This is a genomic window from Sporolactobacillus spathodeae, assembly GCF_016908935.1.
Lineage (GTDB): Bacteria > Bacillota > Bacilli > Bacillales > Sporolactobacillaceae > Sporolactobacillus > Sporolactobacillus spathodeae.
In genome coordinates, this window is sequence record NZ_JAFBEV010000001.1 from 190,088 (window position 1) to 211,656 (window position 21,569).

The 21,569-nt window shown below is 42.5% G+C and carries 20 protein-coding genes; 15 read left to right on the top strand and 5 right to left on the bottom strand.

The window, feature by feature from the left end; all coding sequences use genetic code 11:
• The first annotated feature begins 258 nt into the window (after window positions 1-258).
• Window positions 259-2,463 (top strand): ATP-dependent Clp protease ATP-binding subunit, encoded by a 2,205-nt coding sequence (locus tag JOC27_RS00830; RefSeq protein WP_205005084.1) that lies wholly within the window; start codon window positions 259-261, stop codon window positions 2,461-2,463.
• A gap of 83 nt (window positions 2,464-2,546) precedes the next feature.
• Here JOC27_RS00830 and def read toward each other — a convergent pair whose 3' ends face one another.
• Window positions 2,547-3,104, bottom strand: coding sequence for a peptide deformylase (def, locus tag JOC27_RS00835; protein WP_205005085.1), 558 nt, complete (start codon window positions 3,102-3,104; stop codon window positions 2,547-2,549).
• A 553-nt stretch (window positions 3,105-3,657) separates the two neighbouring features.
• Here def and tyrS point away from each other — a divergent pair.
• On the top strand, window positions 3,658-4,914 hold the full coding sequence (gene tyrS / locus JOC27_RS00840) for a tyrosine--tRNA ligase (protein ID WP_205005086.1): 1,257 nt from the start codon (window positions 3,658-3,660) through the stop codon (window positions 4,912-4,914).
• A gap of 225 nt (window positions 4,915-5,139) precedes the next feature.
• Window positions 5,140-5,397 (top strand): YtxH domain-containing protein, encoded by a 258-nt coding sequence (locus JOC27_RS00845; protein ID WP_205005087.1) that lies wholly within the window; start codon window positions 5,140-5,142, stop codon window positions 5,395-5,397.
• 101 nt (window positions 5,398-5,498) lie between these two features.
• On the opposite strand, the gene JOC27_RS00850 is transcribed toward JOC27_RS00845, so the two are convergent.
• Window positions 5,499-6,188, bottom strand: a complete 690-nt coding sequence (locus JOC27_RS00850; RefSeq protein WP_205005088.1) for a metallophosphoesterase — start codon at window positions 6,186-6,188, stop codon at window positions 5,499-5,501.
• A gap of 213 nt (window positions 6,189-6,401) precedes the next feature.
• Here JOC27_RS00850 and fumC point away from each other — a divergent pair, with 213 nt between their 5' ends.
• Entirely contained in the window at window positions 6,402-7,790 is a 1,389-nt protein-coding gene (gene fumC / locus JOC27_RS00855) for a class II fumarate hydratase (RefSeq protein ID WP_205005138.1), read from the top strand.
• Window positions 7,791-7,938: 148 nt separating this feature from the next.
• Here the strand turns inward: fumC and JOC27_RS00860 are convergent, their stop codons facing one another.
• Window positions 7,939-9,933 (bottom strand): LTA synthase family protein, encoded by a 1,995-nt coding sequence (locus tag JOC27_RS00860; protein WP_205005089.1) that lies wholly within the window; start codon window positions 9,931-9,933, stop codon window positions 7,939-7,941.
• A gap of 396 nt (window positions 9,934-10,329) precedes the next feature.
• Complete coding sequence (locus tag JOC27_RS00865; RefSeq protein ID WP_205005090.1) at window positions 10,330-10,833, bottom strand: hypothetical protein; 504 nt, start codon at window positions 10,831-10,833, stop codon at window positions 10,330-10,332.
• 323 nt (window positions 10,834-11,156) lie between these two features.
• Between JOC27_RS00865 and JOC27_RS00870 the strand changes: the two genes are divergently transcribed.
• The 7 genes from JOC27_RS00870 (at window position 11,157) to JOC27_RS00900 (ending at window position 16,494) form a co-directional block, all read left to right on the top strand.
• Window positions 11,157-12,383, top strand: a complete 1,227-nt coding sequence (locus JOC27_RS00870) for a C40 family peptidase (RefSeq protein WP_205005091.1) — start codon at window positions 11,157-11,159, stop codon at window positions 12,381-12,383.
• A 194-nt stretch (window positions 12,384-12,577) separates the two neighbouring features.
• On the top strand, window positions 12,578-12,640 hold the full coding sequence (locus JOC27_RS13625; protein ID WP_205005139.1) for a YjcZ family sporulation protein: 63 nt from the start codon (window positions 12,578-12,580) through the stop codon (window positions 12,638-12,640).
• A 450-nt stretch (window positions 12,641-13,090) separates the two neighbouring features.
• Window positions 13,091-13,357 (top strand): hypothetical protein, encoded by a 267-nt coding sequence (locus tag JOC27_RS00880; protein WP_205005092.1) that lies wholly within the window; start codon window positions 13,091-13,093, stop codon window positions 13,355-13,357.
• 287 nt (window positions 13,358-13,644) lie between these two features.
• Window positions 13,645-14,385, top strand: a complete 741-nt coding sequence (locus JOC27_RS00885; protein WP_205005093.1) for a GDSL-type esterase/lipase family protein — start codon at window positions 13,645-13,647, stop codon at window positions 14,383-14,385.
• Window positions 14,386-14,401: 16 nt separating this feature from the next.
• Window positions 14,402-14,542: a hypothetical protein gene (locus JOC27_RS00890; protein ID WP_205005094.1), complete on the top strand. Its 141-nt coding sequence runs from the start codon at window positions 14,402-14,404 to the stop codon at window positions 14,540-14,542.
• 292 nt (window positions 14,543-14,834) lie between these two features.
• Window positions 14,835-15,419: a DUF47 domain-containing protein gene (locus JOC27_RS00895; protein WP_239529267.1), complete on the top strand. Its 585-nt coding sequence runs from the start codon at window positions 14,835-14,837 to the stop codon at window positions 15,417-15,419.
• Between the two features lie 67 nt (window positions 15,420-15,486).
• Window positions 15,487-16,494: an inorganic phosphate transporter gene (locus JOC27_RS00900; RefSeq protein ID WP_205005096.1), complete on the top strand. Its 1,008-nt coding sequence runs from the start codon at window positions 15,487-15,489 to the stop codon at window positions 16,492-16,494.
• A 214-nt stretch (window positions 16,495-16,708) separates the two neighbouring features.
• On the opposite strand, the gene JOC27_RS00905 is transcribed toward JOC27_RS00900, so the two are convergent.
• A complete protein-coding gene (locus JOC27_RS00905) occupies window positions 16,709-16,897 on the bottom strand; it encodes an aspartyl-phosphate phosphatase Spo0E family protein (protein WP_205005097.1) in 189 nt (62 codons plus the stop codon).
• 361 nt (window positions 16,898-17,258) lie between these two features.
• Between JOC27_RS00905 and dapD the strand changes: the two genes are divergently transcribed.
• The 4 genes from dapD to JOC27_RS00925 all read left to right on the top strand — a co-directional run bounded on the left by dapD (window position 17,259) and on the right by JOC27_RS00925 (window position 21,559).
• Window positions 17,259-17,969 (top strand): 2,3,4,5-tetrahydropyridine-2,6-dicarboxylate N-acetyltransferase, encoded by a 711-nt coding sequence (dapD, locus tag JOC27_RS00910; protein ID WP_205005098.1) that lies wholly within the window; start codon window positions 17,259-17,261, stop codon window positions 17,967-17,969.
• Window positions 17,970-18,005: 36 nt separating this feature from the next.
• The gene (locus tag JOC27_RS00915; RefSeq protein WP_205005140.1) at window positions 18,006-19,115 is read left to right on the top strand and encodes an N-acetyldiaminopimelate deacetylase; all 1,110 of its coding nucleotides are present in this window, start codon (window positions 18,006-18,008) and stop codon (window positions 19,113-19,115) included.
• 569 nt (window positions 19,116-19,684) lie between these two features.
• A complete protein-coding gene (locus JOC27_RS00920) occupies window positions 19,685-20,233 on the top strand; it encodes a peroxiredoxin (protein WP_205005099.1) in 549 nt (182 codons plus the stop codon).
• A 306-nt stretch (window positions 20,234-20,539) separates the two neighbouring features.
• On the top strand, window positions 20,540-21,559 hold the full coding sequence (locus JOC27_RS00925) for a cytochrome d ubiquinol oxidase subunit II (protein ID WP_205005100.1): 1,020 nt from the start codon (window positions 20,540-20,542) through the stop codon (window positions 21,557-21,559).
• The last annotated feature ends 10 nt before the right edge of the window (window positions 21,560-21,569 follow it).

The following is a 21,569-nucleotide window of genomic DNA, read 5'->3' on the forward strand; positions in this document are numbered from 1 at the left end:
AGCCCCCGAAGATATTAGCTTGTTCGAGGAGGCTCACGGATCGCCCGCGGCAAGCGAGCAGCCGCAACGTAATTTTTGCAAATAAGAACTTGGCTAAGCTAAGTTTTAATAAGCGTTATAAGAGGATACGTGAATCGTCAAACGTAATTAGAAAAATTTGATCAAAAAGCTTGAAAGTCAAAGAAGGTCAGACTATAATAATCAATGTAAGGTCAATAAAGGTCAAATAAGTAATGGTGGAAAAAAGGAGGATTTCCAATGGTACTTTGTGACGAATGCAAGGTTAATCCTGCTGTAATAGAAATGAATGTACTTGTCAACGGTAAACAGAAACATATGCATTTATGTGAAGACTGCTATGCGCGTATGAAAAATAACATAAATAGCTCGCCGTTTTTCCAAGATAGCGGCTCGTCTCCTTTTGAGGAATTATTCCGTAGCTTCATTCAACCGTCATTTGCTGCTCAAGAAAACAAGGCTCAGGAAAATGGCATGGACTTTTCTGGACGGACACAGACAAGCGGCGGAGGCAGAAGAGGCAATGGCTTTCTTGAGAAATTAGGCCGGAATTTGACAGATGACGCACGCCACGGAAAAATCGATCCGGTCATCGGCCGTGAACGCGAGGTTCAGCTTGTGATTGAGACGTTGAACCGTCGCAATAAGAATAATCCAGTTTTAATCGGTGAACCAGGTGTCGGTAAAACGGCAATTGCTGAAGGACTCGCTTTGAAAATCGTCGAGGGGAAAGTTCCAGCGAAACTGGCGAACAAAGAGATCTTTCTTATTGACGTTTCCGCGCTCGTTGCCGGCACAGGAATTCGTGGACAGTTCGAACAAAGAATGAAACAGATGATGGCGGAACTTGAAAAACGCAAAAATGTAATTGTCTTTATTGATGAAGTACATTTGCTCGTCGGAGCCGGATCAGCGGAAGGCGGTTCAATGGATGCCGGCAATATTCTTAAACCGGCTTTGGCCCGCGGTGAATTGCAGATTATGGGCGCGACAACGCTAAAAGAATATCGTAAAATCGAGAAGGATGCGGCGCTTGAACGCCGGTTCCAACCGATTATTGTCAATGAACCGACGCAGGAACAAGCTGTTAAAATCCTGCAAGGCATTCAGTCAAAATACGAAAAATATCATCACATCCGCTATACGGATGAGGCAATCAAAGCTTGCGTTGCGCTTTCATCACGCTATATCCAGGATCGTTTTCTACCGGACAAAGCCATTGATTTGATGGATGAAGCGGGTTCGAAAATGAACCTCAATCTTACACCGGTTGATACGGATAGTGTAAAGCGTAAGATCGAAGAGATTTCAGCGGCCAAGGGAGAAGCAACGAAGAATGAACAATTCGAACAGGCGGCCCGGCTTCGTGATCAGGAACATGCGTATCAGAAACAGTTGGAACAATTGGAGAAAATTAAAGCAAATGGTGCCGAACCACCAGTCAGTGGCGATAAAGAAGCCGTAGTCACACCGGAACTGATTCAGCAAATTGTCGAGACACGAACAGGTATTCCAGTGCGCAAATTACAAAATGATGAACAGAATAAGATGCGCAATCTAGCCGGCAACCTGAACGAACGAGTGATTGGCCAGGAAGAGGCAGTGGAAAAGGTTGCCCGGGCTATTCGTCGCAACCGCACCGGTTTCCGCAAGAGCACACGGCCGATTGGTTCATTCCTGTTTGTTGGGCCGACTGGTGTTGGTAAAACTGAGTTGGCCAAAACGTTGGCTTATGAGATGTTTGGTGATCGCGAGTCGATGATTCGACTGGACATGAGCGAATTTATGGAAAAGCATTCGGTTTCCAAATTAATTGGTGCACCTCCGGGTTATGTGGGTCATGATGAAGCCGGACAGTTGACAGAAAAAGTTCGCCGCAAACCGTATAGTATCATTTTGATGGATGAAGTGGAGAAGGCACATCCGGATGTGATGCATTTGTTCCTACAGATTCTGGATGACGGTCGGCTAACCGACAGTCAGGGCCGCACAGTCAGTTTCAAGGATACGGTGATTATCATGACGAGCAACGCAGGTGTCAGCACGAAAGCAGCAGCAGTCGGATTTGGCAATCGCAGCAGTCAGGATGATATGATCAAACAATTGGAAAACTACTTCCAACCTGAATTTCTGAACCGATTCGACGCTATTGTTAAATTCAATTCATTGACGAAAGAAAATCTGGTTGCGATTGTTGACCTGATGCTCGGAGACATACAAAAAATCGCTAGTGAAAAAGGCATTGAATTGACGGTTAGCGATGCAGCCAAGCGGAAACTCGCGGAGCTCGGGTTTAATCCGGAATTCGGTGCGCGACCTTTACGCCGGGTGCTTGAAGAAAAAGTGGAAGATAAGATTTCGGATTTGCTGCTTGAACAGGAGCATTTGCACACTGTCCACGTGGACATGGCAGATGGTGAGATCAGCGTAACAGCGGGCGAATAATCTGTTAGGAATAGCGAATTAAAAAAAACAAACAGGCTCATTTGAGATAAGCCTGTTTGTTTTTTTACGAGAAAAAGTTTGTCTTATAATTCTTCTTCTTGCACAACATGATCTGGAATCTTGAATGGATCGTCTTTATTGATATGGTCATAGAACAGGATACCATTTAAATGATCGATTTCATGCTGAATCGCAATTGCCGGGTATCCTTTAAGACGCAAGGTCACGGGTTTTCCATCAATATCAAAAGCTTTGACCTTGACACGAGCATGCCGCGGCACAAAGCCTGGTACTTCGCGATCCACGGACAGACAGCCTTCTCCGCCTTCAAGATAAGTATTTTCAATGGAGTGACTGACAATTTTCGGATTAAAGAGCATGTATTCAAAATGTTTGCCATTGTCGTCATCAAGAAACAACGCAATCATTCGTTTACTGATAGCGATTTGAGGTGCAGCCAATCCGATGCCAGCCCGTAAATGATACTTTTTTGCTATTTCCTCATCCTGGCTATTTTTAAGAAATTCCAGCATCGCTTTTAATTGTTCTTTTTCTTCATCACTTGCAGGAAGGACAACATCCTTGGCAATCTGCCGTAGGATTGGATTGCCTTCGCGAATAATATCATCCATCGTAATCATTCGTGACACTCCTTAAATCTGAAATCTGACTTCTTATCTACCCTTAGTGTATCATTAAATCAGCAGTGTGTTTACTGAAGCGTTTTTTTTGTTATTTTCAAATGTTGAAGATGGGGTTTTTCTGAACCAATTGACAAAGCTAACGATTAATGGCAGAATAACAGTACTTTAAAAAAATAAGAAACATCAGCGATGACAGGATGAAGTAGCGGACCGTGATTTTCGATTTCAGAGAGCCTGCGGTAGGTGCGAGCAGGAACGAACCGGTAAGTGAATTACCCCCTATCAGCTTCCCCCTGAACAATTACAAGTAGGGCGGGACGGCCCATAGCCGTTATCCCAATTAAGCGGCCTCATTTTGAAAAAAGGCCATTAGGATGGTACCGTGCGAGAAGCGCTCCTTTTTTTGGAGCGCTTTTTTATTTTTTTCACGTTTAATGACGATGAATAGCTGCGGTGAACGGTGCAGGGGTGACCGAATATTAGCTGTTCGTTCTACTTGACCGGACTGTTCTATCCAATGCATTGAACAAAGAAGAGGGGATGTAAAGAAATGGCAGATATTATTGATGACTTGAAATATCGAGGCCTTTTTAATCAGGTTACAGATGAGGAAGGCTTGCGCGAAGCAATGAAGAAGCCAATGGCATTTTATTGCGGGTTTGATCCGACAGCAGATAGTCTGCATGCGGGGAATCTGCTCGTCATTGTGATCATGATGCGTTTGCAAAAGGCGGGCCACCACCCGATCGCCGTTGTCGGTGGCGGAACAGGTATGATTGGTGATCCAAGTGGTCGTTCTTCCGAAAGGCAGCTGAATACACGCGAGACGGTGGCGCGTTTTTCTGAACGCCTGAAAGAACAATTGGACCGGTTTCTTCACTTTAGTGACGGGGAGGCAACCTATGTCAATAATAATGATTGGCTCGGCAGTTTGTCGGCAATTGAATTTTTGCGGGACGTTGGCAAACATTTTCCTTTAAACTATATGCTGTCAAAAGAGTCGGTGCAGAAGCGAATGGAAGCCGGCATCTCGTTCACGGAGTTCTCCTATATGCTGCTGCAGTCATTCGATTATTTGAATCTCTATGAACGGGAAAACTGTCGCTTGGAAGTCGGCGGCAGTGACCAATGGGGCAATATTACCGCTGGCCTGGAACTCATTCGTCGCAAGGGTCACGATGATCCTGCTTTCGGCATGACCTTCCCGTTGATTACAAAAAGTGACGGGACAAAGTTCGGTAAATCGATGGGCGGCGCGATTTGGCTTGATCCAAAGAAAACAACGCCTTATGAATGGTACCAGTTCTGGATCAATGCTTCGGACGATGATGTGGTCAATTATTTGAAGTGGTTTACGTTCCTTACGAAAGATGCAATCGAAGCACTGGCTGAAGAAGTTCGTACACATCCAGAGGCGCGTCAGGCACAGAAAACTTTGGCTCGTGAAATGACACGCCTTGTGCATGGCGCGCGCGCGCTGGAACAAGCGGAGGATATTACATCTGCTTTGTTTAGCGGCGATGTTTCAAAATTGACCGGGGAAGAAATTGAGCAGGGATTCAAAGCATTTCCACAATATGCGTGTCCCGCGGAGGAAAGTATCCAACTGATCGATGTACTCGTCAATGCTTCAATTGCTCCATCTCGCCGCCAAGCGCGTGAAGACATTTCGCAAGGTGCAATTTATATCAACGGCGTCCGGCGAACTGATTTGAATGACGCTTTGACTGCAAATGATCGTATTGACGGACGGTTCACGATTATTCGCCGTGGGAAAAAGAAGTATACGTTAATTAAGTTTAAATAATGGGTAAGCTGAAAAGAGTCAATGTAGTCTTTTGTGATGAGAATAGTCTTGCTCAATAATCATTAGACCGAGTCGACCGAAGTTGCTATACTGAGGATAGTTATTTTTGTTTTGATGATAAATTAAACGAATTTCTTTCTGCTTAAGCGGCAAGGACATGCGGTATCAGCAGAACCAAAATTGAGTTTACCCTTAAACGACAATCAGAATTAGGAGGATCAAAGCATGCAGAATAAACAATGTCATTCGTGTTGCAGCGGGATGAGCGGTAAGGATTTGTTCATTGGTGCGGTTCTTGGCGGCATGGTTGGTGCCATGACTGCTTTAATGTTTGCGCCAAGAAGCGGTGAGGAACTGCGACAAAATCTCGATGTGAAATCGATGCTCAATACAGGCGTTGATAAAGTCAAGAGCACTGCTAGAGACGCCAAAGAAAAAGCAATCAATTTGATGAATAAGGAAGAAGAAGAACCTTTTAATTAATGACTGTGTGGCACAAAATTGCCAATGCAAAAAGCTTGCGATCTAAGGATTATTCCTTACGCAAGCTTTTTTTATCATGCATTAATTTTTGCAGACAAAGATCAGCGAACGGACCAAGTGGCTTTAGATGGTAACTCAAGACAATTGAGCTGACCGCCAAAAACTGCTCCGCCGTCAATGCCGATGATATTATTCGACCCGAAATAAACATCGAAAGTCTTGTGTAGATTCAAGGTCGGCGTATGGCCGAAAATAACCGTGCGCTCCCCTGTATAGCCGCTAAAAAACGGTTCGCGAATCCAAAGCAGGTCCTGTTCCTCTTGTTCTTCAAGGCTGCGTTCTGGGTTGATCCCCGCATGAACAAATAGATAATGATCGGTTTGCGCATAGAGATTCAGCTGGCTAATCCACTCAAGATCGCTTTTTAGTTCCTCAGAGATCGTGAATGATTCACCGGCTGCTGCTTTTCGGTAAAGTTCTTTGATAGCCACGCCGTAGCTGCGTAACGTTTCGTCGCCGCCATTGGCTGCCCAATGTGCGATACTTTCTGGTGTCTGCTCGGTCAGCGCTTTCTCCATCATCTCTTCATGATTGCCTTTCAGAATGATGGCACCCTGACGTTCTAAAAGACGCACTTCTTTCACACAGGCTTTCGGATCGCTACCGCGGTCGACATAATCGCCGAGCAGAAAAAGCAGATCCTGATCAGGCTCAAAATCTATCTTTTCGAGTAATGCGTGAAATGAGTCAATCTGTCCATGCACATCGCTAATTACGAGCAAACGCTTCACTGGCTGCACATTTCCCCCCCACTTTCTGCTACTATCATAGACAAATTTGGATAGATTATGCAATAGTCTTTGAGAGTCGCCTTTGGGCAATCCTGATGAACCTTCGGATGCGAAACGATGACTGATAGAATCAAAAACGCTATAATGAACTTGAAAACGAATTCATTGGTCGAGCTGATGCTCAATTGAGCAGACTGGAAAGGGATGAACATGATGGAATACAGAACAGAACATGATACGATGGGCGAGGTGCTTGTTCCTGCTGAACATCTATGGGCAGCGCAAACCGAGCGCAGTCGGCATAACTTTCACATCGGCTGGGAACGGATGCCTCAAGAAATTATCAAAGCTTTTGCGGTTTTAAAAAAGAGCGCAGCACTTGCGAATCTTGAGCTTGGAAATCTGGCGCAAGATAAAGCGGCAGCAATAGCAGAGGCGGCTGATGAAATAGTAGCTGGAAAATGGGATGATGAATTTCCGCTGATGGTTTGGCAGACGGGGAGTGGGACACAATCGAATATGAATGTGAACGAGGTCATCGCTCATCGTGCCAATCAGCTGCTAGAAGCAAAAGGGTGTGCGGCCCGTGTACATCCGAATGATGACGTCAATCGGTCGCAAAGTTCGAATGATACCTATCCGACGGCACTGCACATCGCTGCTTTGCTTGCGATTGAGAACCAAGTACTTCCAGCTGTTCGCGATCTGCAGACAGTTTTGGAAAAGAAAGCAGCTGAGAATAAAGAGATTGTTAAGATTGGCCGTACGCATTTGCAGGATGCCACACCGCTTACTTTGGGTCAGGAGATTAGTGGATGGGCATCGATGCTTGACCACTCAGCAAAGTTACTTATTACCTCTAGTCAGTATCTCAGTGATTTGGCGATTGGTGGAACAGCTGTCGGGACAGGTCTAAACGCTCAAGCACAATTTGGTCCCCTGACCGCAGAAAAAATCAGTGAATTGACTGGGAAAAAGTTTAATTCGGCAGCAAATAAATTTCATGCTTTGACGAGTCACGATCAAATTGTCGCGGTACACGGCGCTCTGAAAGCCTTAGCGGCTGATATGATGAAAATTGCCAATGACGTCCGTTGGCTAGCAAGCGGACCCCGCTGCGGCATCGGCGAATTAAAAATTCCAGAGAACGAGCCTGGAAGTTCGATTATGCCTGGCAAGGTCAATCCGACACAAGCCGAGGCTGTAACAATGGTAGCCGTTCAAGTGATGGGGAACGACACAACAATCGGTATTGCCGCCAGCCAAGGAAACTTTGAACTCAATGTTTTTAAACCAGTCATTGGCTATAATTTTCTTCAGTCGACGAAACTGCTGACGGATGTGATCCAATCCTTTAATGAAAATTGTGCAGTAGGTCTTGAGGCGAATAAAGAGAAAATCGACGAGAATCTGCATCGGTCATTAATGCTTGTCACTGCACTGAATCCGTATATCGGCTATGAGAACGCGGCGAAAATTTCTAAGAAAGCTTATAAGGAGGGTCTGAGTCTTAAAGAAGCTGCAATTGCTCTAAAGCTTTTGACAGCGGAACAGTTTGACACATACGTCAAACCGGAGGAGATGACGCACGCGCGTGTTTGATTGAATTCTTACGGGTCCTGCGCCGTTAAAACAAATTAAATAGAATGGGATAAGGGAGAGCTGTGTTCAAATCAAAAAAAGCGGTCCGCTTTGGGAGCAGACCGCTTTTTTTGATCCATTTTTATAAAGTACTTAAGTGCCGAGTAGTTCACTTACTGTTCTTTATATGTTTTACATTACCGACGCCATAATTCCAATCCGGAACGATTTTCTGATCGCTGTTATAATTAATTTTTGCAATCGCTGGTGGTACAAATCCTTTCGGCTTATAGAAGCGTAGTAGGTCACCTTCTATAATTTTATCTGAATACGCCAGCTTTTTCTTAGCAATCGTTTCATAGGGTTTACCAAGCGAAGCATCTAGCTTCGCTCCCGTTACATTTGAATAAACCGTGCCACCGAGGATCGTGTATTTATTCGTGATTACATCTCCATCGCGGAAGGGTACGATTTGCTGATGACGTTTGGAAAGCAGGTCCGTACCGAATTGAATATAATCTTTTGTATTAATCCCAAGCAGGTTCATCAATGTTGGTCGGACATCGACGTCGCCGCCGTACGTCTGATTCATATAACCCTTAACTTTTGGAATATGAATAAATAACGGAACACGTTGCAACTGTGCATTCTCAAACGGCGTGATTGTTTTGCCAATGACCTTGGCCATTGCTGCATCATGGTTTTCTGAGAGACCGTAATGGTCACCATACATGATGATAATCGTGTGATCAAATAGGCCTGCCTTTTTTAAATCGGTAAAAAATTGCTCAACCGCTTGATCCATATAGTTAGCCGATTGAAAATAATTATTGACGACACTATCGCCAAAATTGCCAGGCTTGAATGTCGTGTCCTCTTGGTCCATTCCAAACGGAAAATGGTTCGAGAGAAGGATGAACTTGCTGTAAAAAGGCTGTTTTAATCCCTTAATATATGGGATCGACTCTTTTAGAAAAGGTTTGTCCTTCATACCATAATTTTTCGTGTTTTGCGCATTCATATCATAATATTTGGCATCAAAAAATCGCTCATAACCTAGCGATTTATACATCTGATCGCGATTCCAAAATGTTTTTACGTTTCCGTGAAACGCTGCCGTTTCATAGCCAAGATGATTCATAATGGCAGGTGCGGCTTCATAGGTGTTTGTCCCTTTCATCTGAAAAACTGGACCTTGCGATAGAGGAAACAAGGAATTTTCCATCATGAATTCCGCATCCGATGTTTTGCCAGAACCTGTTTGATGAAAAAAGTTATTGAAATAAATGGTATTGTCATCGCCTTTGGCCAGTGCGTTCAGAAAAGGTGTGACAACTGTTCCATCAGGCATCTTATAATTAATGATGAAGTTCTGCAGAGACTCAAGCGACACATACATGACATTCATGCCTTTACCGATTCCGGCATATTTCGGATTTGCCGGTGCATCGTTTGATTTTGTGTAATTGACAATATCATCGATATCGCTGCTGTCTGCCATAGCACGCTGCGCGTTGGAACGCGCATTTTGGATGGTGTCATAGATAGCAAAATTGTATGCGCCAAGATACTTAACAATATAAGTACGGTCAAACATCCGACTGAGTAGTTCTGGACGGTCAGTCTCCGCAAGACTTAGGTTAACAATGAAGATCATAATAGCGGACACAAACACAGTCAAAATCGTTCGTGAGTTCCAGCGTTCACGGACGGGTTTGATTTGTTTGAAAAGCACGAGCGTCAGAAGAATGATCGTATCAGTAAAGAAAAGAAGATCAGAAAAGTGCATCAGTGCTAATATACTGCCGCCGAGATCGCCAGCATTGCCCTCCGATCCCAAAATGGTTGAGAAGGTAATGAAATCGCTGAAAAAACGGTAATAAACGATATTCGCGTAAAGCCAGAAAGAGAGTACAAAATCAATAACGATCAAAAGCACATGCTGCAGGCGCCCTTTAAAAATAACAGCAATACCGAAGAAAAGCAGCGCTGAACTCAATGGATTAAAAAAGAGGAGAAAGCGCTGCATATTGTCTTGAATACCTAAATTGAATTGTGTCAAATAAGCAAGATAAGTTTTTATCCAGAAGAGAAAAATAGTCAAAAAAAACAAGGTGTATTTTCTATTGAGAAAAAATTGGACATTTTTCAAGAAAGGCTTCAATTTAAAACCTCCTAAACGTATAGAAATCAGTAAAAAAAGAAAACTGCCTGTCTATGCGCAGAATACCTAAATGATATCATATGAAAATAAGATGATAAACTGATTAAATTTGTAAAAAAAAAGATAAGTTTTTTTAAGCGCTTGAATTTACACTTTTTTACACAAAAATGCAGCGCAGGCGCGCTGGCGTCTTGCGGGAAGAGCATGACAAAGGAGACCCTGCAGATTACTGTCTGTCCGACGAGGCTCCCGTCCAGCCCGCGGCAAGCGAGTAACCGAAGCGTAATTGTTGAAAAAGGAACTGGTCTCGCCAAGTTTTTCTCAATAGCTTATCCAAAATTAATAAAAAGAGTAGATTAGCTTGACACGAGAAAGAAATGAAACATAAGGCTCGGCTTAACGCGTCTGCATACGCTTAAGTTTTCTTTCATTGCCGCCGACTGTTTTTAACAATGAGGGATATCTGAAGAAAAGCATACTATAGCGTCCAGCCAATAAACCGCCGATAAAAGTAAAATAAACGATAAAAGCTGAAGAACCAGTTAAGGTCGGATTCAATGATAGGAATAGATTGGCAATTGCATTTAAGGCATAACGAACAGGAATCGATGTTAGCCAGATGAGTACTGCTAAAATGGATCCGGAGAGATACCAGGCACCATCATGATGGACGAGCGGTGTATATCGCCCCTGTAGAAGGCCAAGACCAAAGGAGGTAAGCAGCGCGCCGCCGAGCACGCACCAATCGGCAGCTGTTATAAGGGGCCTGAATGAGAGAGCGATGCAAACAAAGAGAAATAAGGCAATCGGCTGTCTATAAAGTCTACCTGTTAGAGGTTTTTCGCGTAGTTGACTGAATAGCACAATCATTGCTATAAGGGAACTAAGTAAAAGCAGCAAAGGATTATCCCCCCTTAAAAGTCCATCTAAATGAAGCATATGAATTGCTTGATTTGTCCAATAACGTCAAGCCCTCGACAAATCTCGTGAAAAATCCGTAAGATTACAAAAATATTACAGGAGAGAATTTTTAAATAACGGTAATGATCACCCAATGTTACATTTATGTTTCAATAGGAAATATAAGCTTAATATCTGTGGAAAATTTGGGGTGCTATAATGAAAAAGTCGATGAATGACGGAAAAGAATGATCAGACACGAATTAAATAGAAATTTAAGATAGAATGAACGGTCATCTTTTTGGGGAGGATAATCGCTGATTATGAACATGGATAAGAAGAAAGTAACAATGACACTCGCTTTGACAGTTGGACTGACATATACTTCCGCAATACCTTCGGTTACATATGCACATAATTCATTACACAAAATTAAAAGTCAAGAGGCCTCAGCGCAATCACTAAAGGCGCAACTGAGTGCACAGCAAAAAAAGATTCAGAATGATCTAAAAGCGTTCAACAAAAAACAGCTGGCACTGACGAGTGAGATCAGTGCGGGACAATCAGAAATCAATCAAACAAACGACAAAATTGAAGCGTTGAAGAGCGAAATCAGTGTGATTCAAAAGCGCGTTGATGCACGCAAGAAAGTACTTGATCAACGTCTTGTTTCTATTTATAAAAATGGAACAACTGATTATCTGGATGTATTGTTCGGCGCAAAAGATTTTAATGATTTTGTTACTCGTTTCAAAGCACTGCATATGATAACTTCTCAGGATCACAAAATATTGACTGATCAGAAAAATGATAAAGAAGCAGTCGCAATCAAACAAAAATCGGTTGAAGCGAAGCAGGCAGCAAATGTCGCTCGACTAGAGAAATTGAAAAAAGCGCTAGCTGATGTCGAAGCATTGCAAGTACAGAAAAAAATCGCTTCAAAGGCACTCTCCTTGAAACAAACCAGTGTATCGGCGAGATTAACGGCATTAAACAATGCAGAAGCAAATTTGAGTCTCTCCCAAGTTTCCTCTAATATTAAGGCAACTTCTTTCTCATCAGCTGATAACAGCGGAAATAGCAGCAGTGATAATAGTGCGAGTGATAATAGTAGCGCAGCTAGCGGCAGCACGCAGACACAATCCCCTGCAATATCTGCATCGGTTGCGAGTGGCGGTATTTCTGGCATTTTAAACTATGGCAATCGTTTTATTGGGAACTCCACTTATGTTTTTGGTGCGTCAAATCCAGCTGGCCATCAGTTTGATTGCTCAGGATTTGTTCATGCTGCTTTTGCTGCAAATGGTATTGGTGTCGGACGAACCACAGGTGCTCTGGTTAGCCAAGGTTCGGCGGTCAGCATCAATCAAGCAAAACCTGGTGATTTAGTATTCTTTGATACATACAAGACAAACGGGCATGTGGGGATTTACCTTGGCGGCGGTCGATTCATCGGTTCACAAAGCAGTACCGGGGTTGCCGTTGTCAGCATGAGTAATCCATACTGGCGTTCGCACTTCAGCGGTGTTGTTCGCCGAGTTCTTAACTGAGCAAAAAATGGCTACAAATAATACAAGGGACTGCCGATCCATTCACGGATCGTAGCCCTTATTTTTTTATTACAGCAAATGTTTATTGGTGCTACTGCATTTTCGTATGATAAATTCTCTTATCTATTGTATCCGTCCAGGCTTTCTTGATTTTTCTACATATAATGTAGAAAAGTAGAAGGGATGGGCGGCGTATGTTCATTTTAATCGTCGTGATGTTTATCTTGCTGGTGATAGTCGGAATCTTCTATTTTTAAGAAACGATGTTTTTAAGGGATCCCTCAACCAGTAATTCCTTCACCTCTCTCAGAGTCCCGCATGTCGCGGGATTTTTTTTAAGGTGTAAATTAAGAGAAAAAGAAAGTATAAAGATTTTTGCACAAAAATGTAGCGCAGGTGCTCTGGCGCCCCGCAGATTCAAGCTTGTCTCAGGAGACGCGCGGCGCCCGCGGCAAGCGAGCAACCGAAGCGAATTGTTGAAAAAGGACTTGGCTATGCCAAGTTTTTCTTATTACGGAAAAAGGGACTTGGCTCAGACAAAAATTTCTTATCTAAGAAAGATGGATAATATGAAAAAGCTGAAACTGAGAGAGAATGAAGTATTTTGATAAAACTAGTGTTTCCTCGACAAAAAAAACCCGTTCATCAATTGCCCGAAATGTGTGACAATAAAGATACCAACAATCACGCGAAAGGGGAGTCCAGCGATGCGAAACGTTATTTCGTTCAAATTCAGCCCTGCCAAGCTCAGACTCAATAAATTCATTGATTTCTACAGCTATTGCAAACAGTGGGAACAAAATATTTATGTTTATGGCAAGAATGAAGCTCATAAAGTCCATCGCTTATCTGAACTTCTATCGTTTGTCTTATTCAGCCATGATGAAGAATGCCTGATTGTTATTGAGGGTAGCGGAATCAACGAAACGAAAGATTATATATCCAAGCATTTGTCAGAGGTACTGTCCGCTTGAACGGAAGAAGCGCACTACGAACCTTTTACATGATTTTGATTAGTCACATAAGGTGCATCCGGATCATTGCCGATTTTAACGTATGCTGCGCTCATTCGTTTGAGAACGATAAAAATGGCAACCGGATGTGATCAAGCCTACCGAACGAAGTGGAAAGGAATAGGCGTTCCCGAACGTTATTCATACAGAACGGGAAGGTCTCTTTCTATTGTCTTTATAAAGGAGTTGAGCCTCGTATAATTGTGGCATAAAATGGGAGAAGAAAAGATGAAGGAGCTCCTTAAGCTATGCCGCATAAATTGCATCAATTCATGATCATGAATCGTATTTTTATGAGTGTTATTATCGTATTAATTCTCCTCTGTGCTTGGCAGTTTTATGCAAAAAACCAGGAAACGCTTCGGCTGCGCACGCTAGGTAATCCCAACCAAGTACTAACAGTCGATGATAAGGTCTATAAAACAAGAAGCAGTATTTTTCGTAGCTTGGAGAAGCCGGACGCGCAGCATAAAATTGTTTTTCTCGGGGACAGCATCACACAAAATTGCAACTGGAACGAATTGTTCAGCAATGATAATATTCTAAATCGTGGTATTAGCGGTGATACAACAGCAGGAATACTGAAACGTATTAATGATATCGTGTATCTGAAGCCGACTAAATTATTCTTGATGGCTGGCATCAATGACTTTTCTCTTGGACGGACCGCTCAGCAAGTGACACGTAATGATGTACATATTATCGATACTATTCGACACGAATTGCCTGCAACAAAAATCTATGTTCAAAGTACGCTTCCGATCAATAACGCATTAAATAAATATGCAACAACACCGGCGCAGATCGAAGCACTTAATGCTAATCTTCAGAAAATCTGCCGGGAAAAAAGGATTGTGTTTATAAATTTATACCCGTTTTTTTCGGATTCGACACAACATTTGAAGATAAAGTACACGTTTGATGGCACTCATTTGAATGGCAAAGGTTATCAGTTATGGAAAAATAAGATAAAAAAATACGTGGACTAAACTTAGATAAATGCTCATGACGGAAAAAGAAATTGAAGCGACAAGTGCTGTGTATAATCATGGCGGCGTGTCGCTATTATTTTGCTTGATACGCTATATTATTGTCTATCAAAGATGTGAAACGCTCTCATGGGATGTAATTAAAGGATTCATGTAATTTCTTGCCTTTCATGTGTACATTCTGGGATACTGAATAAAGAGCGAAGTTGTTTGCTTTGATTAATGAGTGTATTGTAAATCTTTTGTTAAGATATTGAAAATGGATTGTAAATGGCCGGTGCTCTGTTAAAATGAAATTTGGGTGCTTTTTTTCGACATTATTCACTTTTGTTTCCGCGAACAATGAGATTAATGATCCGGTCAGTGCCTGAAAAACGGTTCAACCAGGTCCAAACCAATAGGAGGGTGATTTTGTGCACTTGCTGTCAAAAAATGACAAGTTTTTAAATATGCTGTCAATGATTTCGCTAAATCTTGAAGAGGCAGCTCGTTTTTTTGTGGAGAGCAAAATTGCTACCGAAGCGGATTTACACGAATTTTCTACAAAGATGAAGCAATATGAACGAAAAGGAGATTCCTATGTCCATGAGTTGATTATCGCACTCAATAAAACCTTTGTGACGCCACTGCAGCGCGAAGATATTCTTGAACTTGCGATGAAGATGGACGGCGTTCTTGACGGATTCGAAGAATGGTCGATGCGCCTTGAAATTTACGGCCTGACGCATGTTGATGAGTATATGACACAGTTTGTCGACTACCTCTATGAGTCCTCGAAGGAAATCAAACTGGCGACAACATTAATTAGCAAAAAGAAAATGTCTAGCATTCGCAGCAACGTGATAAAGATTAATGATTATGAAACGCAATGCGATGACTTGCTCGTGAAATGCATTACGAATCTTTTTAAAACTGAAAAGGATGCTGTTAAAATTATTAAGTATAAAGAACTGTATGAAATGTTAGAAGCGATCGCCGATAGCTGTGAGGATGTAGCCGATTCACTAGAAACGATTATCATGCGGAACGCCTGAAACAATCAGTAACCCTGGCTTTGTACGCATGCGTTTCAGGAATTAATCAGGAAAGGATTATTTGTTTATGGACAGTCTTTTAGTCTTAACGCTGATGATCGTGTTCTTCGCTTTCACCTTTGATTTTATCAATGGTTTTCACGATACAGCGAACACGATTGCGACTTCTGTTTCGACACGTGCGATGCGACCGCGCGTAGCGATTATCTTGGCCGGTACGATGAATTTTCTTGGCGCGATCACATTTACAGGTGTGGCGCAGACGATTAGCAAGGGGATCATCGATCCATTTACCATACATGATGAAACCAAGGGCTTGATTATTGTCCTTGCTGCGCTTATCACTGCCATAATTTGGAACTTACTGACCTGGTTACTTGGCATTCCCAGCAGTTCCTCGCATGCAATTATCGGTTCGCTTGCCGGCGCAGGCATATCTGCAATGGGGTTCGGCGCTTTGAATTACCAGGGATTTCTTAGCATATTTGAAGCACTGATTTTCTCGCCAATCGCAGCCATTACATTGGGCTTTATTATTATGAAGTCATTTACATATTTCTTTCATAATTTTTCATTGGTAAATACGAACAGACGCTTTCGCGTACTTCAGGTATTTACAGCAGCCCTTCAATCCTTTGCTCATGGGACGAATGACGCTCAGAAAACAATGGGTATTATAACAATGGCGCTGGTGGCTTCGAAATATTTGGATAAGGTGGAAATTCCAATCTGGGTACGGGTTGCTGCGGGCTTAGCGATGGCATTAGGGACCTCAATCGGTGGCTGGCGGATTATTCACACGGTCGGAAGTAAAATAATGAAAATCGAACCAATCAACGGAGCGGCAGCGGATATTTCATCGGCATGTATTATCTTTGGGTTTACGCTCGTTCATTTCCCAGTCAGCACAACGCATGTTATTACCTCATCAATTTTGGGTGTCGGTTCTGCTGAGCGTGTGCGTGGCGTTAACTGGGGGGTTGCCATTAATATTGTGATTACTTGGATCATTACATTGCCGTTGACAGCCGCAAGTGCTTTTGTTATCTTTAAACTTTTGAATTTGATGCTGTAAGTAATTATAGTGGATAGAAAGATGATTCGTTTGTAAACTGGTTTTGAACTGATAAGCTGCCCATGCGGCTCGGGTTCATAACTGGTTTTTTTTATGCGCTTCTATACATAAGAATTTAAGTAATGAAATTGATCAAAAAGAGATGAGAAGGTAAGCGTTTACATTAATGGGATTATACAATGGGGAATTCCAAAATAGGAGATACAAGTGAAGATTAAAACGGAAAGCAATTCTCCTGTTCACATGCTATCAATAAATCAAGTTCTTGACTGCAGAGGAGTGTTTCATCAGAATACATGCCAAACCTTTTTGCGATCCGAAACAATTCGAATCGTTTTGCTTCGATTTGAGAGTCATAATCGGGGGTAGTAAACAGTTGATCCAAAGCTACTCCGTTGTTCATTAAAACCAAAAGCCTCCCTCAAAATAACTAATTATAATATTCTGTCGCTCTATATTATAGCACCCTTGTTTTTTTTGTCTATGTAAAAAATAGGTATTCGATTCGTTCTTCCAATGTCCGAGATCGATCATTGTAAGCTGATCCTATATAATTTATTGATAGACTATTTTTATTACGTAAGTTTGTTGCTGATTAAGCTGTTATTTAAACCTGCATTTTTATCCAGAAAAAATGACTGGGGGAGATGACAAGTAACTTTGACGATGCCCTAGAGTTATCCTTTATAAATTCCGTTTTAATGTTAAAATATGATAATAGAGAGTTGGCAACGTCAACTACAACAGGATATGGAGGAATAAGAATGGAACAAATGAATGCGAATGAAATTATTTCATTTTTGCAGCACAGTAAAAAGAAAACGCCTGTGAAGGTATACATAAAAGGCGATCTTGAGGCAATCAACTTCGGGTCAACTATCCAAACGTTTCTCAGTGGAACATCCGGTACGCTTTTCGGCGACTGGAATGAGATAAAGCTAATCCTCGAAGAAAATAAGGAGAAAATTGCAGATTATGTGGTTGAGAATGACTGCCGCAACTCCGCGGTACCGCTCCTTGATTTGAAAGGCATTGAAGCGCGGATTGAACCAGGGGCACTGATCCGTGAAATGGTGGAAATTGGGAAAAATGCGGTGATTATGATGGGCGCAGTGATCAATATCGGTGCCGTTATCGGGGAAGGAACAATGATCGATATGAACGCTGTGCTCGGCGGCCGCGCAACGGTTGGAAAAAACTGCCATATTGGTGCTGGCACAGTTCTCGCGGGTGTCGTCGAACCACCATCTGCCCAGCCGGTCATCGTTGAAGATAATGTGCTGATTGGAGCCAACGCAGTTGTTCTGGAAGGTGTGCGTGTTGGCGAAGGTGCTGTAGTCGCTGCCGGGGCAATTGTGACCAAGGATGTGCCAGCCAATACCGTGGTTGTCGGCGCACCGGCGCGTGTGATCAAGACGATTGATGATCAAACGCGTGCGAAGACAGAAATTATGCAGGAATTGCGTCAACTCTAAGATGAATCGGAACAATGGCTGAAGGGGCTATGGATGATGGATTATAAAGCGATTAGGCGGGCGCTACATCAAATACCCGAAATTGGATTCGAAGAAAAAGAAACACAGGCTTTCTTATTGGAACAAATTCGCAAACTGCCGCAAGAGCGTCTTCAGATTAAAATATGGAAGACCGGTTTGTTCGTTCATGTTGCCGGACGCAATCCTTCGCGGCTTATCGGTTATCGGACGGATATTGATGGATTGCCGGTTCCTGAAAAGACCGGTTATTCATTCGCCTCGCGCCACGAAGGTAAGATGCATGCTTGTGGCCATGACTTTCATATGACTATTGCGCTCGGTGTTCTTGAAAAAGTTGCGAGACAGCCAATCAAGGATGATATGCTGTTTATCTTCCAGCCGGCAGAGGAAGGCCCTGGCGGCGCCTTGCCGATGCTCGCAAGCCGCGAGTTCAAGAAATGGAAACCTGATTTCATCCTCGCGCTGCATGTTTCTCCTGATTTTCCAGCAGGCACCATTGCAACGCGGGAAGGTATCCTTTTTGCGAATACCTCTGAATTGTTTATCGATTTCCACGGTAAAGGCGGCCATGCCGCATCGCCGCACCTGACACACGATATGATCGTGGCAGCGAGTCATTTTATCGTCAGTCTCCAGACAATCGTTGCGCGACGGGTGAACCCGCTTCATTCAGCGGTAGTGACCATCGGCAAAATGACTGCTGGAACGAAACAGAATATTATTGCTGAACATGCGCGCGTTGAGGGGACAATTCGCACGCTTGATCAGGAAACGATGGCATTGATTAAAGATGATATCGAACGCCAGGTAAAAGCGGTTGAGATCGCCTATCATTGTACAAGCCGTATTGATTATGGTGCCAACTATTATCAGGTCTTTAATCGTGCTGAAGATGTCAAACCATTCCTCAATTTCCTTTTATCGAGAAAATATCCGCATGTGATCTGCGGTGAATCGATGACGGGGGAAGACTTTGGCTATTTTCTGAAAGAATTGCCAGGTTTCATGTTCTGGCTCGGCGTTGGCAAAACAAGTGGCCTTCATTCGGCAGACTTCATGCCAGATGAAACGGCCCTTGAACAAGGGGTAAAAGTGATTAGTGATTATTTAATCAATGGGCAATAAAAATAATCACTTGAAAGCATAATTAGAAGCAATCGTTAAGTTGATAACACAAGTCAAAAAAGGGAACCCTCATACGGGTTTCCTTTTTTTAAGCGTATAAAGTTTTTCGTACAAAAATGCAGCGAGGTGCGCTGGCGCCTTACGGGAAAAGCGAGCCAAGTGAGCCCCCGCAGATTCTAGCCTATTCGAGGAGACGCGCGGCGCCCGCGGCAAGCAAGCAGCCGGAGCACAATTTTTGCAAAAAAAGACTTGGTGACGCAACTATTTTTATGCTTAATGTGTAGGATTTTTTTCATTCAGAAGCATCTTTTTCGCTTATTTGTGTCAATAATGCTATAGTAAAATTTGTGAGGAACTTATCCATTTTTCTTTGTTTATTGGATTTCCAACCTATTAATTGATAATTATTTATTTGAAGGGTGTTATTGAAACAGTGATTATTCAATAAATAGCATCAAAAAAATAATAATTATTATCATATAATATTGACTAGCAAGTGATTATTACTTATAATAATGACTGTTGAAAGAAAGATAACGCTTAAAAGCATCCATAGGAGGGTATTATAAATGGTAGAACGTCTTGTAAGTGCTAAAGCACCATTGTTTGATTTGGATTGTGTCCATGCTGACGGATCCTTTGGAAAAGCAAATTTGGAAGAAAATATTAAAGCAGGTAAGTGGACCGTTTTCTTTTTCTATCCAATGGATTTCACTTTTGTATGCCCAACTGAAATTACTGCGTTCAGTGATCGCTACAACGAATTCACAGACTTGAATGCAGATATCATTGGCTGTTCCTGTGATACGATTTATACGCATCAGGCATGGATGAAGACCTCCCGCAAAGAAGGCGGCATTGGCAAGATTAATTTCCGTCTTGCGGCAGACCACACACATGAAGTTGCTGAAAAATACGGCGTGCTGATTCCTGAAGAAGGCGTGGCACTTCGCGGTCTGTTTATTATCAGTCCAGAAGGCGATCTGCGTTACTCTGTTGTGAATGACAATAATATTGGCCGTGACGTTGATGAAACATTACGTGTCCTTCAGGCATTGCAATCCGGCGGCTTGTGCCCGGCAAACTGGCATCCTGGTGATGAAACGCTGCACGTCTGATTAGATCGGTTGATAAGCGCGTTTGAGAAAAAGACGGAGCTCTGCTTAGAGCCTCGTCTTTTTTGACGCTTAAGAATGTATAAGTTTAGCTAACTTCTTGAAAAAGAAACAGCTGTCAGCGGATTTATAAATCGATAAATGATTCATTTGCTTTGTTGCATAGCCCGCTGGAAACCGCTGATCGTTAGAATTAGTTGGCTGAATCGTGTGTGGCGACGGTTTTTTGTTATATAATAAAAAAAGGTATTTTTTTGCGATTCGTCGAACTGACAGCATTTGGGTTGATTGCTTTGAAGGGAGCACAAGATGAACGATTCTTTGATTTTCATGCTTCTCTGGATTCTCGTTTATACTTATATGATGCTGGCTTCGATTGATTTCGGAGCAGGTTTCTATCTCTTTTACGGACAAGTTTTTTTGAAAAAGGATTCACTATTTACGCCGATACACGACTACCTTTCCCCGTTGTCAGAACTGATTAACATTGGTTTTATTTTGTTGTTTGCAGTTATTTGCGGATTATCACCAGACATTGCACTCATGTATCAATCGACGCTGGCCGTTCCAGGCGTTTTAGCGATTATTTTGATTTTGATTAAAGGGACATTTTTTGCGATGGCTGAACTAACACAAAGGAAGTCACCACTGAATCAGCTATGTGTCGCTGTGAATGGAATTGCTGGGATGTTGATTTTACCAGCCCTCAGTATCGCAATGGTGATTAGTGAAGGCGGTTTTAATGCCGGTCGAGGAAATTGGTTTGCTTTAGGGAAACAATTGCTGACTGATTTTTATTTTTGGACAGTAATGATTATCGCGGTCGTCAGCATTTTATACATAAGCGCCATGTATTTTGTCTCGTTTTCTCATTCAAATGGCAAAGATGAACTCAGTTCCGGGATGAGAAATTTTGCACTTTTCTGGAGCATGCCGACAGTTCTTGCAAGCGGATTAACTTTCCTTGGGCTGGAAAACCAAAACCCTGATCATTTTATGAAGACATTGGATCATTCTTGGATGTTTTTACTGTCGCTTCTTTGTCTGTTGCTTGCGGTGACTCTGGTCTTTATCAAGCATGCTTATCGTCTCTCTTTTTTCGTGGTAATGATGCAATATTATTTTGCACTGATGGGCTATACGCAAAGCCACGCGCCTTACATCATCTTTCCAGATATTAAAATGCCAGTTGGAACATCAGCCAAGCTTCATACCGGTTGGTATTTGACGTTGATTTTTATTCTGTCGCTCAGCGTGCCAATTTTTGTTATTCTATTGAAGGACAGAATCATTCGTAAGAAAATGCAGTTTAAACAATCGCTCAACTAAAGATTGATGG

Bases quoted from the DNA above. Each gene is read 5' to 3' on its own strand.
- JOC27_RS00845 (WP_205005087.1), top strand. From the start codon at position 5,140: ATGCAGAATAAACAATGTCATTCGTGTTGCAGCGGGATGAGCGGTAAG.
- JOC27_RS00870 (WP_205005091.1), top strand. From the start codon at position 11,157: ATGAACATGGATAAGAAGAAAGTAACAATGACACTCGCTTTGACAGTT.
- JOC27_RS00885 (WP_205005093.1), top strand. From the start codon at position 13,645: ATGCCGCATAAATTGCATCAATTCATGATCATGAATCGTATTTTTATG.
- JOC27_RS00880 (WP_205005092.1), top strand. From the start codon at position 13,091: ATGCGAAACGTTATTTCGTTCAAATTCAGCCCTGCCAAGCTCAGACTC.
- tyrS (WP_205005086.1), top strand. From the start codon at position 3,658: ATGGCAGATATTATTGATGACTTGAAATATCGAGGCCTTTTTAATCAG.
- def (WP_205005085.1), bottom strand. From the start codon at position 3,104: ATGATTACGATGGATGATATTATTCGCGAAGGCAATCCAATCCTACGG.
- JOC27_RS00915 (WP_205005140.1), top strand. From the start codon at position 18,006: ATGGATTATAAAGCGATTAGGCGGGCGCTACATCAAATACCCGAAATT.
- JOC27_RS00890 (WP_205005094.1), top strand. From the start codon at position 14,402: ATGACGGAAAAAGAAATTGAAGCGACAAGTGCTGTGTATAATCATGGC.
- JOC27_RS00920 (WP_205005099.1), top strand. From the start codon at position 19,685: ATGGTAGAACGTCTTGTAAGTGCTAAAGCACCATTGTTTGATTTGGAT.
- JOC27_RS00895 (WP_239529267.1), top strand. From the start codon at position 14,835: ATGCTGTCAATGATTTCGCTAAATCTTGAAGAGGCAGCTCGTTTTTTT.
- JOC27_RS00900 (WP_205005096.1), top strand. From the start codon at position 15,487: ATGGACAGTCTTTTAGTCTTAACGCTGATGATCGTGTTCTTCGCTTTC.
- JOC27_RS00905 (WP_205005097.1), bottom strand. From the start codon at position 16,897: ATGAACAACGGAGTAGCTTTGGATCAACTGTTTACTACCCCCGATTAT.
- JOC27_RS00830 (WP_205005084.1), top strand. From the start codon at position 259: ATGGTACTTTGTGACGAATGCAAGGTTAATCCTGCTGTAATAGAAATG.
- fumC (WP_205005138.1), top strand. From the start codon at position 6,402: ATGGAATACAGAACAGAACATGATACGATGGGCGAGGTGCTTGTTCCT.
- dapD (WP_205005098.1), top strand. From the start codon at position 17,259: ATGGAACAAATGAATGCGAATGAAATTATTTCATTTTTGCAGCACAGT.
- JOC27_RS00925 (WP_205005100.1), top strand. From the start codon at position 20,540: ATGAACGATTCTTTGATTTTCATGCTTCTCTGGATTCTCGTTTATACT.